This window comes from Niallia oryzisoli (assembly GCF_036670025.1).
Taxonomy (GTDB): domain Bacteria; phylum Bacillota; class Bacilli; order Bacillales; family Cytobacillaceae; genus Bacillus_BD; species Bacillus_BD oryzisoli.
The window spans coordinates 6,089,979-6,106,698 of record NZ_CP137640.1 but is presented as its reverse complement, the minus strand read 5'-3'; the positions used below and the strand labels follow the sequence as shown (position 1 = coordinate 6,106,698).

Annotated in this window: 12 protein-coding genes and 3 rRNA genes; 11 read left to right on the top strand and 4 right to left on the bottom strand. The window is 44.5% G+C overall.

Annotated features, from left to right (window positions below; translation table 11 throughout):
* Positions 1-123 precede the first annotated feature (123 nt).
* The 7 genes from R4Z09_RS30340 (at position 124) to R4Z09_RS30310 (ending at position 9,051) form a co-directional block, all read left to right on the top strand.
* The gene (locus tag R4Z09_RS30340; protein WP_338450321.1) at positions 124-1,032 is read left to right on the top strand and encodes an NAD(P)/FAD-dependent oxidoreductase; all 909 of its coding nucleotides are present in this window, start codon (positions 124-126) and stop codon (positions 1,030-1,032) included.
* A gap of 33 nt (positions 1,033-1,065) precedes the next feature.
* Positions 1,066-1,545 carry a Cys-tRNA(Pro) deacylase gene (ybaK, locus tag R4Z09_RS30335; protein ID WP_338450320.1) on the top strand — a complete coding sequence of 160 codons (480 nt, stop codon included), beginning with the start codon at positions 1,066-1,068 and terminating at the stop codon, positions 1,543-1,545.
* A gap of 211 nt (positions 1,546-1,756) precedes the next feature.
* Entirely contained in the window at positions 1,757-2,854 is a 1,098-nt protein-coding gene (locus tag R4Z09_RS30330; RefSeq protein ID WP_338450319.1) for a PRK06851 family protein, read from the top strand.
* Between the two features lie 369 nt (positions 2,855-3,223).
* Positions 3,224-4,773 (top strand): 16S ribosomal RNA (locus tag R4Z09_RS30325).
* A 176-nt stretch (positions 4,774-4,949) separates the two neighbouring features.
* Positions 4,950-7,881, top strand: a 23S ribosomal RNA gene (locus tag R4Z09_RS30320).
* Positions 7,882-7,944: 63 nt separating this feature from the next.
* Positions 7,945-8,060 (top strand): 5S ribosomal RNA (gene rrf, locus R4Z09_RS30315).
* Together the 16S, 23S and 5S rRNA genes form the textbook arrangement of a ribosomal RNA operon.
* Before the next feature lie 328 nt (positions 8,061-8,388).
* Positions 8,389-9,051, top strand: coding sequence for a DNA alkylation repair protein (locus R4Z09_RS30310; protein ID WP_338453406.1), 663 nt, complete (start codon positions 8,389-8,391; stop codon positions 9,049-9,051).
* 38 nt (positions 9,052-9,089) lie between these two features.
* Here the strand turns inward: R4Z09_RS30310 and shc are convergent, their stop codons facing one another.
* Entirely contained in the window at positions 9,090-10,961 is a 1,872-nt protein-coding gene (shc, locus tag R4Z09_RS30305) for a squalene--hopene cyclase (protein ID WP_422392234.1), read from the bottom strand.
* A 101-nt stretch (positions 10,962-11,062) separates the two neighbouring features.
* Here shc and R4Z09_RS30300 point away from each other — a divergent pair, with 101 nt between their 5' ends.
* The 3 genes from R4Z09_RS30300 (at position 11,063) to R4Z09_RS30290 (ending at position 12,955) form a co-directional block, all read left to right on the top strand.
* Positions 11,063-12,181, top strand: a complete 1,119-nt coding sequence (locus R4Z09_RS30300; protein ID WP_338450317.1) for a DUF2515 domain-containing protein — start codon at positions 11,063-11,065, stop codon at positions 12,179-12,181.
* On the top strand, positions 12,114-12,557 hold the full coding sequence (locus R4Z09_RS30295; protein ID WP_338450316.1) for a CBO0543 family protein: 444 nt from the start codon (positions 12,114-12,116) through the stop codon (positions 12,555-12,557). The genes R4Z09_RS30300 and R4Z09_RS30295 overlap by 68 nt, the downstream gene beginning before the upstream one ends.
* Before the next feature lie 137 nt (positions 12,558-12,694).
* On the top strand, positions 12,695-12,955 hold the full coding sequence (locus tag R4Z09_RS30290) for a hypothetical protein (protein ID WP_338450315.1): 261 nt from the start codon (positions 12,695-12,697) through the stop codon (positions 12,953-12,955).
* Positions 12,956-13,033: 78 nt separating this feature from the next.
* On the opposite strand, the gene bshB2 is transcribed toward R4Z09_RS30290, so the two are convergent.
* The 3 genes from bshB2 to R4Z09_RS30275 all read right to left on the bottom strand — a co-directional run bounded on the left by bshB2 (position 13,034) and on the right by R4Z09_RS30275 (position 15,307).
* Positions 13,034-13,699, bottom strand: coding sequence for a bacillithiol biosynthesis deacetylase BshB2 (bshB2, locus tag R4Z09_RS30285; RefSeq protein WP_338453405.1), 666 nt, complete (start codon positions 13,697-13,699; stop codon positions 13,034-13,036).
* A 98-nt stretch (positions 13,700-13,797) separates the two neighbouring features.
* The gene (locus R4Z09_RS30280; protein WP_338450314.1) at positions 13,798-14,148 is read right to left on the bottom strand and encodes a YojF family protein; all 351 of its coding nucleotides are present in this window, start codon (positions 14,146-14,148) and stop codon (positions 13,798-13,800) included.
* 163 nt (positions 14,149-14,311) lie between these two features.
* Positions 14,312-15,307 carry an acryloyl-CoA reductase gene (locus R4Z09_RS30275; RefSeq protein ID WP_338450313.1) on the bottom strand — a complete coding sequence of 332 codons (996 nt, stop codon included), beginning with the start codon at positions 15,305-15,307 and terminating at the stop codon, positions 14,312-14,314.
* 544 nt (positions 15,308-15,851) lie between these two features.
* Between R4Z09_RS30275 and fdhD the strand changes: the two genes are divergently transcribed.
* Positions 15,852-16,628 (top strand): formate dehydrogenase accessory sulfurtransferase FdhD, encoded by a 777-nt coding sequence (gene fdhD / locus R4Z09_RS30270; RefSeq protein WP_338450312.1) that lies wholly within the window; start codon positions 15,852-15,854, stop codon positions 16,626-16,628.
* The last annotated feature ends 92 nt before the right edge of the window (positions 16,629-16,720 follow it).

The window sequence follows — 16,720 nt, the reverse complement described above, 5'->3', positions numbered from 1 at the left end:
CAAATAGAAATAACATAGTACTCTTCTGTTTGGATATGCTAATAATGCGAACTAACTTAATGGGGATGCAGAACAAAGACTCCCTAATGAAGGAAGTCGCGGATTAGCTGGGAGTGATAATATATGAAATATGATTGTCTTATTATTGGCGGCGGTATTGCGGGCCTACAGGCAGCTATTCAATTAGGCAGGTATATGCATCAAGTACTTGTGATTGATTCAGCTGATGGCCGTTCTACGTTGTGCCGAAGCTACCATAATATACTAGGGTATCCGGATGGTGTGAGCGGGCAGCATCTTCGTGAGACGGGAAGAAGACAAGCTGAAGCATTGGGTGTACAATTTTTACAAGGAAAGGCTGAATCTGCCGAAAAGACGGAGGACGGCTTTCAGGTGACGGTCTCAAATGGAGAAGCCTACAGCAGCAAAAGGCTGTTATTGGCAACCGGTGTGATGGATCGGATACCGCCTGAGCTGCTCCCTTCTTTGCAGTCTTGCCTCGGAATCAGTGTCTATGTCTGTCCAGACTGCGACGGCTATCAGGTAAAAGGAAAACGCACTATTGTCATTGGGGCCGGCGTTACGGGGGTTGATATGGTCAAAACGCTGTCCTATTGGACAAAGGACTTGGTCTACATCAACCACGAACAAAGGTCTATTACAGAAGAGGACAGACAGTTTTTTCAAGATAAAAAGATTTCCTACATAGAAGCTCCAATAAAGAAGGCCTTAGCGGAGGAAGCGCAGCTCGAAGGATTTTTGCTGAAAAATGGCGAAACGGTTGCGGGGAACCACGCCTTTATAGCATTTGGCGGAAATGAAGTAAGATCACAACTGGCCAAGCAGCTAGGGATAGATAGGCTGGAAAATAAACATCTTTTATCTGATCCTCGTACAAAGATGACGAACATTCGCGGGGTTTGGGCGGCGGGTGATGTAGCAGCGCATTCCGAGCAGGTGACGATTGCGATGGGAGAAGGTTCTCAGGCGGCAATTTGGATTCATAAGGACATCATTCAAGGCAAGGAGTAGCTTCGAATGATGAAAAGGTGAGGAGAAAGGAATATGGCGCAGATAAAGACAAATGCGATGCGGATTTTGGATGCAAAAAAGATCAGCTATGGAATGAAGATATATGAAACCGAAGATGGAAAAATAGACGGTGTTTCTGTTGCGCAAAAAGTAAATAGAGATCCAAAGGAAGTATATAAAACACTGGTAACACAAGGAACAAGTAAGGGGATTTATGTTTTTGTTATTCCTGTTGAAAAGGAGCTGGACCTTAAAAAGGCGGCAAAGGCAGCGAAGGAAAAAAAGATTGACATGATTGCGGTTAAAGATATTCAAAAGCTAACAGGCTATATCCGCGGCGGTTGTTCACCAGTAGGTATGAAAAAGCAATACCCAACTTTTATAGAAAAATGTGCGGAAGGCTTGGAGCTAATGGTTGTAAGCGGCGGAAAAATCGGCATGCAAATTGAAATCAAACCGCAAGATCTTATTCATGTTACAAACGGAACCTTTGCAGAAGTGATTAAAGCGTAAGCGGACTTACGGCATCAAATAGAATAGAAGAATATAAATGATAAAGATCCTTTTTCAAAGGGTCCTTTTTTTTCTGTGAAAAATAGAGCTAGCATAGGCTTTCACCCATTTATCATGTTCTGCATATTGTAAAGAGAAGTAGAAAACAAAAGAAAACAGATTCGAGTTATAAAAGTGGCTTAGAAGTCTTGATAACAGGGAGGAAATGTCTATGGCAGGCAAAATCATCCGGTATTTCGCAGGCGGCAACACTGCCCGTGGATTTTATAGCTTATTTGACTCTAACTTAGAAGGTTTAGAGAGAGTTTATATTTTAAAAGGCGGGCCTGGGACTGGTAAATCCACATTGATGAAGGAAATAGGAGAGTATTTGTCTGAAAAGGACTACAGTATAGAATACTTACATTGTTCATCTGACCCTGATTCAATTGACGGTGTCATCATCCCATCATTAAGGGTAGGAATTGTAGATGGTACAGCCCCACATGTCATTGAACCTAAGCTGCCGGGAGCGGTGGAGGAATATGTGAATCTTGGTGAGGCCTGGGATGCAAAAGAATTAGCCAAAAAGAAACAAGCGATTCAAGAATTGTCTAAACAGGTTAGTCAGGCATTTCAGGATGCCTATCAAACATTTGCCGAAGCACTTCGAGTCCATGATGATTGGGAAAAAATATATATCGAAAACATGGATTTTGCTAAAGCAAATGAGCTGACAAACAAAATAATTAGCACCTTTTATGGGAATATGACATTAAATAAACAATCGGAGGTCCGCCATCGCTTCCTTGGTGCCGCCACACCAAAAGGAGCGGTTGATTTTGTTCCGAATCTGACTGCTGATATTAATAAACGTTATTTTATCAAAGGCAGACCGGGCTCCGGTAAGTCAACCATGCTGAAAAAGCTGGCATCTGAAGGAGAAGAACGAGGGTTTGATCTAGAAATCTACCATTGCGGCTTTGACCCAAACAGCCTTGATATGGTGATTATTAGGGAACTGGGGATCGCCATTTTTGATAGTACAGCTCCACACGAGTATTTCCCAAGCCGGGATAGCGACGAAATCATTGATATGTATGAGTCGATTATTGCCCCTGGTACAGATGAAATTTTTGCTGATCAGATTAAGGAAGTAGAATCCAAATATAAAACAAATATGAAGAAAGCTATTGGTTATCTAGCTGATGCTAAAACATTACGGGATGAGCTGGAAGCAATTTATATTGCAACAATGGATTTCGATGTTGTTGGCGAACAAAAGGAAAAGATTCTAAGTGAAATTCAAGAGCAGGCTGATTTAGAATAACTAGCATGAGGAACTTTCAGGTAAGGTAGAAGAAGGCATCATGGAATAGGTGCTTTCTTCTTTTGAAAAGCTATAGCCTGTTTAAGGAATAAAAGGATTGACTTGTCCTAAAGTAGGTGTTAAAGTATAAAATCTATCCACTAAACAGTTGGAAAGAAAGTTTTAATTGCTTGGTTTTTAGGTTATCTACTTTTTAATAATAAAAAAGTTAAAATGAGTGTTGACTTAATAACTGACATTGTGGTACATTATTAAATGTCGCTGTTGCGATATTGTTAATAAGTTCTTTGAAAACTAAACAAATTCTAAACGTCAACGTTAATTCTAGCTGCCTTATGGCAGCAAAACTTATGAGCAAGTCAAACAATCTTATTGGAGAGTTTGATCCTGGCTCAGGACGAACGCTGGCGGCGTGCCTAATACATGCAAGTCGAGCGAACTTGCGGGAGCTTGCTCCCAAAAGTTAGCGGCGGACGGGTGAGTAACACGTGGGCAACCTGCCTGTAAGACTGGGATAACTTCGGGAAACCGGAGCTAATACCGGATAATTCTTTTCTACTCATGTAGGAAAGCTGAAAGGCGGCTTCGGCTGTCACTTACAGATGGGCCCGCGGCGCATTAGCTAGTTGGTGAGGTAACGGCTCACCAAGGCGACGATGCGTAGCCGACCTGAGAGGGTGATCGGCCACACTGGGACTGAGACACGGCCCAGACTCCTACGGGAGGCAGCAGTAGGGAATCTTCCGCAATGGACGAAAGTCTGACGGAGCAACGCCGCGTGAGTGATGAAGGTTTTCGGATCGTAAAACTCTGTTGTTAGGGAAGAACAAGTACGAGAGTAACTGCTCGTACCTTGACGGTACCTAACCAGAAAGCCACGGCTAACTACGTGCCAGCAGCCGCGGTAATACGTAGGTGGCAAGCGTTGTCCGGAATTATTGGGCGTAAAGCGCGCGCAGGCGGTTCCTTAAGTCTGATGTGAAAGCCCACGGCTCAACCGTGGAGGGTCATTGGAAACTGGGGGACTTGAGTGCAGAAGAGAAGAGTGGAATTCCACGTGTAGCGGTGAAATGCGTAGAGATGTGGAGGAACACCAGTGGCGAAGGCGACTCTTTGGTCTGTAACTGACGCTGAGGCGCGAAAGCGTGGGGAGCAAACAGGATTAGATACCCTGGTAGTCCACGCCGTAAACGATGAGTGCTAAGTGTTAGAGGGTTTCCGCCCTTTAGTGCTGCAGCAAACGCATTAAGCACTCCGCCTGGGGAGTACGGCCGCAAGGCTGAAACTCAAAGGAATTGACGGGGACCCGCACAAGCGGTGGAGCATGTGGTTTAATTCGAAGCAACGCGAAGAACCTTACCAGGTCTTGACATCCTCTGACAATCCTAGAGATAGGACGTTCCCCTTCGGGGGACAGAGTGACAGGTGGTGCATGGTTGTCGTCAGCTCGTGTCGTGAGATGTTGGGTTAAGTCCCGCAACGAGCGCAACCCTTGATCTTAGTTGCCAGCATTTAGTTGGGCACTCTAAGGTGACTGCCGGTGACAAACCGGAGGAAGGTGGGGATGACGTCAAATCATCATGCCCCTTATGACCTGGGCTACACACGTGCTACAATGGATGGTACAAAGGGCTGCAAAACTGTGAAGTCGAGCGAATCCCATAAAACCATTCTCAGTTCGGATTGCAGGCTGCAACTCGCCTGCATGAAGCTGGAATCGCTAGTAATCGCGGATCAGCATGCCGCGGTGAATACGTTCCCGGGTCTTGTACACACCGCCCGTCACACCACGAGAGTTTGTAACACCCGAAGTCGGTGGGGTAACCGTAAGGAGCCAGCCGCCTAAGGTGGGACAGATGATTGGGGTGAAGTCGTAACAAGGTAGCCGTATCGGAAGGTGCGGCTGGATCACCTCCTTTCTAAGGATATAACGGAAAGCCTTCGGTTTATCTGAAGGTTCAACAGTTGACGTTTAGATACTTGTTTAGTTTTGAGAGAATTTATTCTCTTAAAAAACACGTTCTTTGAAAACTAAATAGAAGAAATAAGAAGACCTAAAATATCACCATTAATTTAGTAAGAATTTTTCTAACATGGTTAAGTTAGAAAGGGCGCACGGTGAATGCCTTGGCACTAGGAGCCGATGAAGGACGGGACTAACACCGATATGCTTCGGGGAGCTGTAAGTAAGCTTTGATCCGGAGATTTCCGAATGGGGAAACCCAGCATCCGTAATGGGATGTTATCTTTACCTGAATCCATAGGGTATTGAAGGCAGACCCGGGGAACTGAAACATCTAAGTACCCGGAGGAAGAGAAAGCAAACGCGATTCCCTGAGTAGCGGCGAGCGAAACGGGAACAGCCCAAACCAAGAGGCTTGCCTCTTGGGGTTGTAGGACACTCTACATGGAGTTACAAAGGAACGGGGTAGGCGAACAGGTCTGGAAAGGCCGGTCATAGAAGGTAAAAACCCTGTAGTTGAAACTTCGTTCCCTCCTGAGTGGATCCTGAGTACGGCGGGACACGTGAAATCCCGTCGGAAGCAGGGAGGACCATCTCCCAAGGCTAAATACTCCCTAGTGACCGATAGTGAACCAGTACCGTGAGGGAAAGGTGAAAAGCACCCCGGAAGGGGAGTGAAAGAGATCCTGAAACCGTGTGCCTACAAGTAGTCAAAGCCCTTTTACGGGTAATGGCGTGCCTTTTGTAGAATGAACCGGCGAGTTACGATTACATGCAAGGTTAAGTTGAATAGACGGAGCCGCAGCGAAAGCGAGTCTGAATAGGGCGTTTAGTATGTGGTCGTAGACCCGAAACCAGGTGATCTACCCATGTCCAGGTTGAAGTCCAGGTAACACTGGATGGAGGACCGAACCCACGCACGTTGAAAAGTGCGGGGATGAGGTGTGGGTAGCGGAGAAATTCCAATCGAACTTGGAGATAGCTGGTTCTCTCCGAAATAGCTTTAGGGCTAGCCTCATGTTGTAAGAATCTTGGAGGTAGAGCACTGTTTGGACTAGGGGCCCCCATCGGGTTACCGAATTCAGACAAACTCCGAATGCCAAAGATTTATCCATGGGAGTCAGACTGCGAGTGATAAGATCCGTAGTCAAAAGGGAAACAGCCCAGACCACCAGCTAAGGTCCCAAAGTATACGTTAAGTGGAAAAGGATGTGGAGTTGCTTAGACAACCAGGATGTTGGCTTAGAAGCAGCCACCATTTAAAGAGTGCGTAATAGCTCACTGGTCGAGTGACTCCGCGCCGAAAATGTACCGGGGCTAAACGTATCACCGAAGCTGTGGGTGGACATCTTACGATGTCCGCGGTAGGAGAGCGTTCTAAGGGCGTTGAAGCCAGATCGGAAGGACTGGTGGAGCGCTTAGAAGTGAGAATGCCGGTATGAGTAGCGAAAGATGGGTGAGAATCCCATCCACCGAATGCCTAAGGTTTCCTGAGGAAGGCTCGTCCGCTCAGGGTTAGTCGGGACCTAAGCCGAGGCTGAAAAGCGTAGGCGATGGACAACAGGTTGATATTCCTGTACCACCAAAATCCGTTTGAACGATGGGGGGACGCAGGAGGATAGGGTAAGCGCGCTGCTGGATTAGCGCGTCCAAGCAGTTAGGCTGCCAGCGAGGAAAATCCCGTTGGCGTGAAGGCTGAGCTGTGATGGCGAGGGAAATATAGTACCGAAGTTCCTGATTCCACACTGCCAAGAAAAGCCTCTAGTGAGGATTAGGTGCCCGTACCGCAAACCGACACAGGTAGGCGAGGAGAGAATCCTAAGGTGAGCGAGAGAACTCTCGTTAAGGAACTCGGCAAAATGACCCCGTAACTTCGGGAGAAGGGGTGCTTTTTAGGGTGAATAGCCCTGAAAAGCCGCAGTGAATAGGCCCAGGCGACTGTTTAGCAAAAACACAGGTCTCTGCGAAGCCGCAAGGCGAAGTATAGGGGCTGACGCCTGCCCGGTGCTGGAAGGTTAAGAGGAGAGGTTAGCGTAAGCGAAGCTTTGAATTGAAGCCCCAGTAAACGGCGGCCGTAACTATAACGGTCCTAAGGTAGCGAAATTCCTTGTCGGGTAAGTTCCGACCCGCACGAAAGGCGTAACGATCTGGGCACTGTCTCAACGAGAGACTCGGTGAAATTATAGTACCTGTGAAGATGCAGGTTACCCGCGACAGGACGGAAAGACCCCGTGGAGCTTTACTGTAGCCTGATATTGAATTTTGGTACAGCTTGTACAGGATAGGTAGGAGCCTGAGAAGCCGGAGCGCCAGCTTCGGTGGAGGCGTCGGTGGGATACTACCCTGGCTGTATTGACATTCTAACCCGCACCCCTGATCGGGGTGGGAGACAGTGTCAGGTGGGCAGTTTGACTGGGGCGGTCGCCTCCTAAAAAGTAACGGAGGCGCCCAAAGGTTCCCTCAGAATGGTTGGAAATCATTCGTAGAGTGTAAAGGCACAAGGGAGCTTGACTGCGAGACCTACAAGTCGAGCAGGGACGAAAGTCGGGCTTAGTGATCCGGTGGTTCCGCATGGAAGGGCCATCGCTCAACGGATAAAAGCTACCCCGGGGATAACAGGCTTATCTCCCCCAAGAGTCCACATCGACGGGGAGGTTTGGCACCTCGATGTCGGCTCATCGCATCCTGGGGCTGTAGTCGGTCCCAAGGGTTGGGCTGTTCGCCCATTAAAGCGGTACGCGAGCTGGGTTCAGAACGTCGTGAGACAGTTCGGTCCCTATCCGTCGTGGGCGTAGGAAATTTGAGAGGAGCTGTCCTTAGTACGAGAGGACCGGGATGGACGCACCGCTGGTGTACCAGTTGTTCTGCCAAGAGCATCGCTGGGTAGCTATGTGCGGAAGGGATAAGTGCTGAAAGCATCTAAGCATGAAGCCCCCTCGAGATGAGATTTCCCATAGCGTCAAGCTAGTAAGACCCCTGAAAGATGATCAGGTTGATAGGTTTGGGGTGGAAGCGTGGTGACACGTGGAGCTGACAAATACTAATCGGTCGAGGACTTAACCTAAATATTAAGGATATTTTACTTCTTATTATACTTCTATTTAGTTTTGAAAGAATGTTATACAGGTTTGGTGACAATAGCGAGAAGGTCACACCCGTTCCCATCCCGAACACGGAAGTTAAGCTTCTCAGCGCCGATGGTAGTTGGGGCCTTGCCCCTGTGAGAGTAGGACGCCGCCAAGCAAAGTAAAAGAGTATCCATAATTGGATACTCTTTTTGTTGTTTAGTAAAACATCGAAAAAGACGTACAATGTTTGTAGCTATAAGGAACATAGGCGCCCAAAATGAAAGAAAAAAGGGAAATTCGGTAGCCAATCAGGAGGTATGTTCTAATAAACACTTATTTAAAACAACTTCCCCCTAACCGGAAATATACTTCCTTAGTAGACCATTATCTTATACAAAAATAATAGGATTCAAAAGGTACATGCCAACCTTATTGCTAAAAATTTCTAAATAAGTCCATAATAGTTATAGCACGAACTGAAGAGGTGTACACGTTTGAATGAGATGATGGCTGCACTTAAGTTTCACTTTGAAAATAATCGCAATGAGCAAAATGCAGGGCCGATGAAAAAATACATGAAGGATTTATTTCCTTTTCTTGGAATCAAAACGCCTGAAAGAACTAGACTGACGAAACTATTTTATCAGCAAAGCGGAATATTAAAACAGGATTTCCAACATGAATTTGTGCTTGAACTATGGGAGCAGTCGGAAAGAGAATATCAATATGCTGCAATCGATTATATTAGCAGGTCTTTAACGAAGCTTATTAAGGAGGATCTTCCGTTATTTGAAAAGCTAATCACAACAAAATCGTGGTGGGATACGGTTGATATGCTGGCCCAGAAGCCGATTGGAACAATTGCGAAAAAAAATCCGGAGGTCATCTCGGAAACGATTGAGGACTGGGCATATGGAGAGCATCTATGGTTGAGAAGAACGGCCATATTGTTTCAGTTGAAGTATAAAGAAAAAACAGATGAAGAACTGTTATACCGTTATATCGAAGGAAGTTCTGACAGCAAGGAGTTTTTTATCCAAAAGGCGATTGGCTGGTCTCTTCGTGAATACTCGAAAACCAATCCGGAATCAGTCAGAGGGTTTATAGAAAGCCATACATTGGCTCCATTAAGTGTGCGGGAAGGAAGCAAATATTTGTTTAAATAGATCTGCGGCGGTGACAGAATTTCCCGCCGCACTGCGGTTTATCCGTACCTTTTTTGATAATGTGACAGTGCAATCAAAGGAAAAATATAGCGGTAGCTGTGGTAGTGAATATAGAAGGCGCCGGCCATTCCCTGGCCTTTTGGGTAATCTGTTGTCCAATCATTATTTTTCAGTGATTTTACTAAATACGCAATTCCCTTTTCGATTGCTTTTGTTGGTTTGTCGGAAATGGCAATCAAGGCATCCAATGCCCAGGACGTATGTGTCAGTGTACTGGACTGAAGCGGAATATATTTTCTTTTTATGTCACTGTGACACGATTCTCCCCAGCCGCCGTCAGGATTTTGAATCGAGATTAACCAAGCTGATGCCTTTTGGATATGGGGATCGTTGCTAGGCACACCGACGGCAAGTAATCCTGTAATGGCTGCCCATGTTCCATACGTATAGCAAATTCCCCAGCGCCCGTACCACGAGCCGTCACTCCTTTGGTCTTTCCAAAGCCATCCGATAGCCCTTTTAATGATTGGATGGTGTTTGGGAAGATTAGTATAATTCCCTAAGAACTCCAGTGTCCTGCCGGTTAGGTCAGCGCAAGATGGGTCATGCAGTAAAAACTCGCCTTTTTCTAGCGGGAGAAGTTTTAGCAGTCTTGAATCGGCATTCCTTTCAAAGGCAGGCCAGCCGCCATCGTCATTCTGCATCGATAATGCCCAGCGGATACCCCGCTCCCAAGAATCCTTTTCTGTACGGGCAATTTTTACAATAGACCGCAGTGAAGCGGTGGTATCATCAACATCGGGATGGAGTGTGTTTATATTTGAGAACCCCCATCCCCCTGGCTGGCTGTTCGGATTATGAATGACCCAGTCCCCATATTTCTGGTGCTGACGGCTTAACAGATAACCGTTTGCCGTTTTTATCATCGGATCATCCGGTGAAATTCCTGCTGACTGCAGGGCATAGCTGATCAAGGATGAGTTCCAAACAGTGGCAGTGGTATATTGCATATGGGGCTCTCCGTTTATTTCAGATTTCATGGACTTTAATCCGTCAATGGCCTTCATAATAACAGGATCTGTTTTTTTATAGCCGAGTGACAGCAAAGCAAAAATCATGAGAAAGGTACTGCTAAAATAGCTGAGAAACGTCCCGTCCGGTTCAATCCGGCCCAGCATATAATGTTTGGCCCTGTCGATGGCCATATTCCGTAGTTCCCCTGGAATACCAACTAATCTTTTTCTGCCCTCCCCAATGAGGAAGAGCAAGGAGCGCCATTCTCTTGAATAAGCCCATTCCTCGTCATCATCCCGGTTTTGCTTCAGATCACTCAAGTCAGGGGCATTTTTCAACTGTATGGAAAACTTCTTTGCAGCGAGAATCATGATTGGTGTTAGATTCGCTCTCCCGAAGTATGAGAAGGAATAGAAATTGATTGGAAAGAAGTTCGGCAACAACATCACTTCAATTGGCAGCGGGGAGTGGGACGGCCATTTATATTGCCCGGTGAGGGCCAGCATAACTTTTGTGAACATACTAACCTTTTTTAGACCGCCATGGGCTAAAATAAATCGTTTGGCTGCTCTTAAGTTCCTGTCGTCTTTTGTATAATATCCGGAAATAAGTAAGGCGTAGTAGGACTCAACGGTCGCTGTAATATTTCCGTCACCTTCGTCATAAAAAAGCTTCCAAGCCCCGTTTTTTTCCTGTTTGCTCAAAATCCTTTTGCAAAGCCCTTGGATTAATTCTTCATCATTTATTTTTAATGCCCGTAATAAAATGATCATATAGGCATCAGTTGAAATTCCTGTTTCAAATGGGTAATTCCAGGAGCCGTCAGAAGATTGGTCTTTTCGAAGGGTCTCAATAATCCATTCTATACTTGCTTTTGTATCCACCAAGCTGTTCACTCCTTTCACAAGCGGCTTTACAGTTTTTAGTACAGAGATTACTTTCTTAGGTTATACATATTCCTAATGTGCAAGAACCATTCATCATGGGGGGATCTGCTATGTTTTTTTGGAGACATCGTGAGAAAACGCCGCTCGAGAGGATACGGGATGAATTGAAGCAAAAAAGCAATGGCACGAAAGCAGATCTAAAGCCATTATCGTTAAAGGAGCAAATCCTGCTTGAAGAGATAAAGAAGGAAACCGAAAGGCATAATCTTAATAACATCACAAGAACGAAGGCCTATCTTGACTTTTATCTGCGTTTCCCGGAAATTGAATGGGCTTTCTTAGGTCATATGGTCTCAAGAAATGGCGGGTACAATATGACCGATTTGCAGGGGGAGCTCTTGACAAGGCTCCTTTCAAAGAAAGAGAGAACGTCGCTTTTTTCCTTCTTAGAGCGGGGCAATTGGCTGATTTTTCAGGATGTGTATCCGCAATTTCTTCTTTATCAGGAAGGTCTGAGGAGAGGCAAACGGCTGTTTTACTTGCTCCCTCATTTACACGTCTCAACTTTTATGGAAACGGTTTGGAACCACTTTTGGGAAAACAAAGACCGGTATATTCACTGCATTGCTCTTGTTATAAATGAACAAAGCTATTTGGAAAAAAGGGTGGTTCAGCATCCTGTCTATCAAAAGGAAGTGCTGCGGAAGTTTGAATTCTTTCTTCAGGATGTGCTCTCCTTTAACCATATTCTTTTTCCATATGAGAACAGAGGCCTTAAAGGTCAGACACTCCACCAATTTGAATCCCTTCATGAAAGGATTTTATTAGGGAAAAGGCTGTATGCGGTTCTTTTTAAAAATAAGGATTTTCATAGACAAGCGCTGGACTGGGCGAGAAGTCATCCACATACAGGCTCCAGAAAAGATTATTGGCCGCAGCTTTTTCATTATGTGAAGGAGGGAGCCCCTGGACTTGCATACCCCCTTCGCCTAAAGGGCTGTAAGCTGAGAAAAGGGGCAAGCAGATTTTACAGTCCAAAGCTTGAAAATGCCTGGAAGAATGTCAGCCAGCCTGAGGCCGAACCCGGCGATTGGTTTCATGATGTTCGGGCAGCAAGTTATTTGGAGGATGATATTGATATGATAGATGGGGAGATAAAGGATGAGTATTGTAAAACACTTGAACGGCTTGAAATTGCTGCCCTTGCCAAAAAGGCAATCAAGTTCTAAAAAGGATTACATAGTCACTGGGATTTTTGCCTCTTTAATCGGAACCTATTTGGATCTTTATTTTGTCGGAAAAGGATTGTATGAGTTCCCCAAACGTCCACTGCCGGAGATTTTTACGATCAATATTGGCTTTACAATAGTAGGATTGCCGGTTTCTATCATACTATTATTATATTTTCTTTCTCGTTTAACTAAATGGGGGAGAATAACGGTGATTCTTTTAGTAAGCCTATTGATGGCCGTTTTTGAAAAATTCGCTGAGGTACTTGGTCTTTTTCAGCATGGTGATGATTGGAAGCATCTTTATACTTCATTGGGATATCTGCTATTTTTAATAATCATAACAGTGTTTTTTCATTGGCTGAAAAGGAAGTAAAAAGACAGCAGTGGTAATTTGTACACACGGAGACTTTTAATTAGAAAATTATGATGCCACCTTGTATAATGTAAATTATCATTAATATTTTTTCAAAATCACCATTAACTTTCATGATTTGGGAAGGAGAACGGTCCATGATGAAAAAAAATGAAACAGAAGCAGTAGGCAAATTGTTAAATACGATTAGAGTGAAACTTGAGAAAATGCCTGTCCGTAATAGTAAGATCATGAAAAGCTTTGAAATCTTGGATCGACTCGAGACATTAGTAGGAAAACAGCATGATAAACTGGCGATTGAAAGCTCAGTAAATTTTTTATCATCGATTACATTGGCACCGATTAAACCGGAAATTAAACAATTGAAGCAGCATTTGCGATTGGGCTTTGAAAGCTGATTTACTTTTTCAGAAAAGCCTATGTAAACTATATTTATATAAAAAAAGGGGTTGTCTCATGAGACGACCCCTTTTTGATTAAAATTTATAGGTCCAGAAGCGCTCTGTATTAATTCTAGCTAATACTTCGAGGTCCCCTTGTTTATATCTTTCCTTCATATTTGCTACCATTAATTGAGCTTGTGAGGCGTGTGATAAAATCGCATCCATTTTCGTCTCTGCCACCTTGCTCACATCATATACGATATCAGCCTGTCCAATTTCCTCTTCACAGCCATGGGAAAAGGCAAGGCAATGCAGCTTCGGCCGTTTGTTTTCCGGTATTCGTTCAAGAGTTTGGACAACAGCGGCACCAGTTGCATCGTGATCAGGGTGAACGGCATAGCCCGGATAAAAGCTGATAACCAGCGTTGGGTGTACCTCTTCAATGATGGATTTGATGTCATGAATCAGCTTTTCCTCGTCTTCAAATTCAACGGTTTTGTCGCGGTAGCCAAGCATTCTTAAATCCTTAATTCCTAGTACATTGGCAGCATTCTGCAATTCTTTTTTCCGGATTAACGGCAATGACTCTCGAGTAGCAAATGGCGGATCTCCCAGATTTCGGCCCATTTCACCGAGTGTTAAACAAGCATAGGTGACAGGGGTCCCGTTTGCAACATGAGCGGCAATGGTTCCAGATGCGCCGAATGCTTCGTCGTCAGGGTGGGGAAGAACAACTAAGATATGCTGTTCTTTTTCCATTTTATCCATTCAATCTTGCTCCTTACTATTGTTTTTTAGCTCCGTTCAGGTTGTTTACATCAGTCGTGCGCGATTACGGCTATATGGTTTGCAGTTATTTATTCAAAAGGTTTTGGACTTATTTCAAGGCAGACGGCTAGTTTTCCTTGATAGTCATGGCCTGCTAATAGCAATCTTCCAGCTGAATCCACTTCAAAATGCGTAATACCCTCAGCATAAATCCAGCCAATCTGCATTTTTAAGCCAACCCGGTAAGAAGGGCCAGTTCCTGCAATTTTCCCTCTTTCATATTGAACGAGTGCATTGCGAATATAAGCTCCAGAAGAGAAAACTTTCTCGTTAAAATGTGAGGCATAAGCACCAGCGGTCGTTTCAAGATGAAGGTACACATCCTGGTTGGCAAACCTGTCAATTTCTTTTTGGACAGTTTCTGCAATAACCGGTTCCATCTTTTCAGCCTCCTTTCCTTTTCCTAATGGTTCATGAAAAAATGATATTTTTATCTTACTAAAAAAGTGTTCGAAAAGCGAAAATTTCGCTTGAATTTGTAACATGGTGCGGGAGGGAAAAAGTCCCTCATCACCCAGATGAAGGACCTTCTCTCTAAATTGACTACGAAATTTTAACCAAAATACGTCCACGTGCCTGCGCTTTTAACAGAATAGGTAAATTCTCTGGAAGCTCTTCAAGCGTAATTTCCTTTTGAATGGAATGTAAGAGATTATCGGGTTTTAATTCAGCTGCCATACGATTCCAGACTTTTTTCCGGATTTCCATTGGGCAGTATACAGAGTCAATACCCAGAAGGTTCACGCCGCGGAGAATAAACGGAAAGACGGATGTTGGAACCGGTCCGCCCCCGGTTAATCCACTGACAGCTGCAGAGCCGCCATACGTGATCTTACTTAAAATAGCAGCCAATGTTTCACCGCCGACAGGGTCAACAGCACCTGCCCACAGCTGCTTATCTAATGCTTTAATTTTACCGTTATGTACATCTTCACGAGAAATAATTTCAGAAGCGCCTAGCTCGCGTAGGAATTCATGCTCGGATTCCTTGCCAGTGCTGGCAACAACCTCATAGCCAAGCTTAGCAAGCATCGAAACGGCTAAGCTGCCAACGCCGCCGGTTGCACCTGTGACAAGGACCTTTCCTTTATCAGGGGTTACGCCGTTATCCTCAAGCCTTTGGATAGAAAGGGCTGCAGTCAAACCGGCTGTTCCATAAACCATTGCCTCCTTCATTGTCAGCCCGTCTGGAAGCGGGACGATCCAGTCGCCTGGAATGCGGGCATATTCGCTATAGCCGCCAAAATGAGAAACACCGATCTCATAGCTTGTCGCAATTACTTCATCTCCCTCTTTAAAGCGGGGGTCAGACGATGAAACCACTGTACCTGCTAAATCAATCCCAGGTACAAATGGATAGGAGCGGACAATTTTCCCATCTGGCGTTGATGCTAATCCATCTTTATAGTTAATGCTGGAATAGGCCACTTTGATGAGTACGTCAGCTTCAGGCAAGTCCTGTAACGTTAGCTCTTCAATCGATACACGAAAATCCTCTTCTTTTTTATCAACGATTAATGCCTTGAATGTTTCTGCCATGATACTCGCTCCTTTATTATCAAATCATTCCGAAAAGGCTTACAAAAGATTTGCGCAAGAAAGGTGTCAAGCCCCACTGCTTGAGGAATCAAGACACCTATAACATGCTATTGTTTTGCTAATTCTTTTGTTTCTAAACGACCAGTGCTACTCAATCATATTTTCGACAAATCGCCACTATTTATCTGATTTCCTCCAGCGAAGAATTTTACCTATTTCATTATAACAATAAAATGGCCTTGGACAATCATTTCCACGCCTTTTATCTTCTGTATTATCTGTGAGGTTTCTTCAGTTAAACGATGTGATGTTCACATGAAAGTCACATTTACCTTTTTTTCGGTGATAAATGTTACTGTCCGGGCAGAAAATTGGGATTACGATAGTGGTATGGGATTCTAGTAAGGCATTTTCATACTGTAACAATACAGTTTCATATTGAATCTCCGAAACTAAAGGAACCCTTAATAGCAGTGCTTTGTTCATAAAAATACTGTTAGCTAGGCTGACCATTTCATTTTTAAAAATGAAAGAGGTGAAGGATATGCACAAAAAGAGTTGTCCAGAGGAATATCCCATTACACTTGTCGTGAATGGATATGAGGTGGCAGTGTTTCAATTGACTCATCAGGATTTAGAGGACTGGGCCTATGGCTACTTGTTTTCTGAGGGGCTGATTGAACATAAGAATGATATAGTGTCGCTTAAAGTCGAACCCGACTTTGGGGCCATTCGTGTTGTCTTAGGGAATGATATCGATGCTGAAAAAATGCTTTCGAAGAAAAAGCATTATACGGCCGGCTGTGGAAGAGGGGTTACCTTCTTTTCAATGACAGATGTCAAAACCTTCACTAAGGTGAAAAGCAAAAAATCATATAGGCTGAGTGATTTACTAAAAAGGCGGGCAGAGTTCGCGAAAAACTCACCTTTATATTTAGAAACAGGCGGCATGCATGGTGCCTGTATTGTCAATGAAGCGGGAGAAATGACGGTTAGGGAGGATATTGGCCGTCATAATGCGGTGGACAAAGTCATCGGCCACGCTGTAAGACAGGGCTTAAATCCAAAGAATTTAATCCTGCTGACAACGGGAAGGGTTTCCTATGAAATGCTTTCAAAGGCAGCTAAATTTGGTTTTTCGATAATTGGTTCAAGAACGGCAGCAACAAAGCAGGCGGTCCAACTGGCAAGGTATTTAAATATTGAGCTGGTAGGATATTTACGAGGAAAAATGGCTATCGTCTATACATCAACAGGCAGGGTCATTGATGATGTTACAGAACAAGCGGGAACTCAACCTAATCTAAGGGTTCTACCATAAAGAATACTTCATTAGTTTTCCACTGATGGTTAGTCGCAAATCATAAAGGGTTATTGAAAACTACTAAAGAGCTACATCAAGTTAGGGGGAAA

Bases quoted from the DNA above. Each gene is read 5' to 3' on its own strand.
- ybaK (WP_338450320.1), top strand. From the start codon at position 1,066: ATGGCGCAGATAAAGACAAATGCGATGCGGATTTTGGATGCAAAAAAG.
- bshB2 (WP_338453405.1), bottom strand. From the start codon at position 13,699: ATGGAAAAAGAACAGCATATCTTAGTTGTTCTTCCCCACCCTGACGAC.
- R4Z09_RS30280 (WP_338450314.1), bottom strand. From the start codon at position 14,148: ATGGAACCGGTTATTGCAGAAACTGTCCAAAAAGAAATTGACAGGTTT.
- R4Z09_RS30330 (WP_338450319.1), top strand. From the start codon at position 1,757: ATGGCAGGCAAAATCATCCGGTATTTCGCAGGCGGCAACACTGCCCGT.
- R4Z09_RS30310 (WP_338453406.1), top strand. From the start codon at position 8,389: ATGATGGCTGCACTTAAGTTTCACTTTGAAAATAATCGCAATGAGCAA.
- R4Z09_RS30275 (WP_338450313.1), bottom strand. From the start codon at position 15,307: ATGGCAGAAACATTCAAGGCATTAATCGTTGATAAAAAAGAAGAGGAT.
- R4Z09_RS30340 (WP_338450321.1), top strand. From the start codon at position 124: ATGAAATATGATTGTCTTATTATTGGCGGCGGTATTGCGGGCCTACAG.
- fdhD (WP_338450312.1), top strand. From the start codon at position 15,852: ATGCACAAAAAGAGTTGTCCAGAGGAATATCCCATTACACTTGTCGTG.
- R4Z09_RS30290 (WP_338450315.1), top strand. From the start codon at position 12,695: ATGATGAAAAAAAATGAAACAGAAGCAGTAGGCAAATTGTTAAATACG.
- R4Z09_RS30295 (WP_338450316.1), top strand. From the start codon at position 12,114: ATGAGTATTGTAAAACACTTGAACGGCTTGAAATTGCTGCCCTTGCCA.
- R4Z09_RS30300 (WP_338450317.1), top strand. From the start codon at position 11,063: ATGTTTTTTTGGAGACATCGTGAGAAAACGCCGCTCGAGAGGATACGG.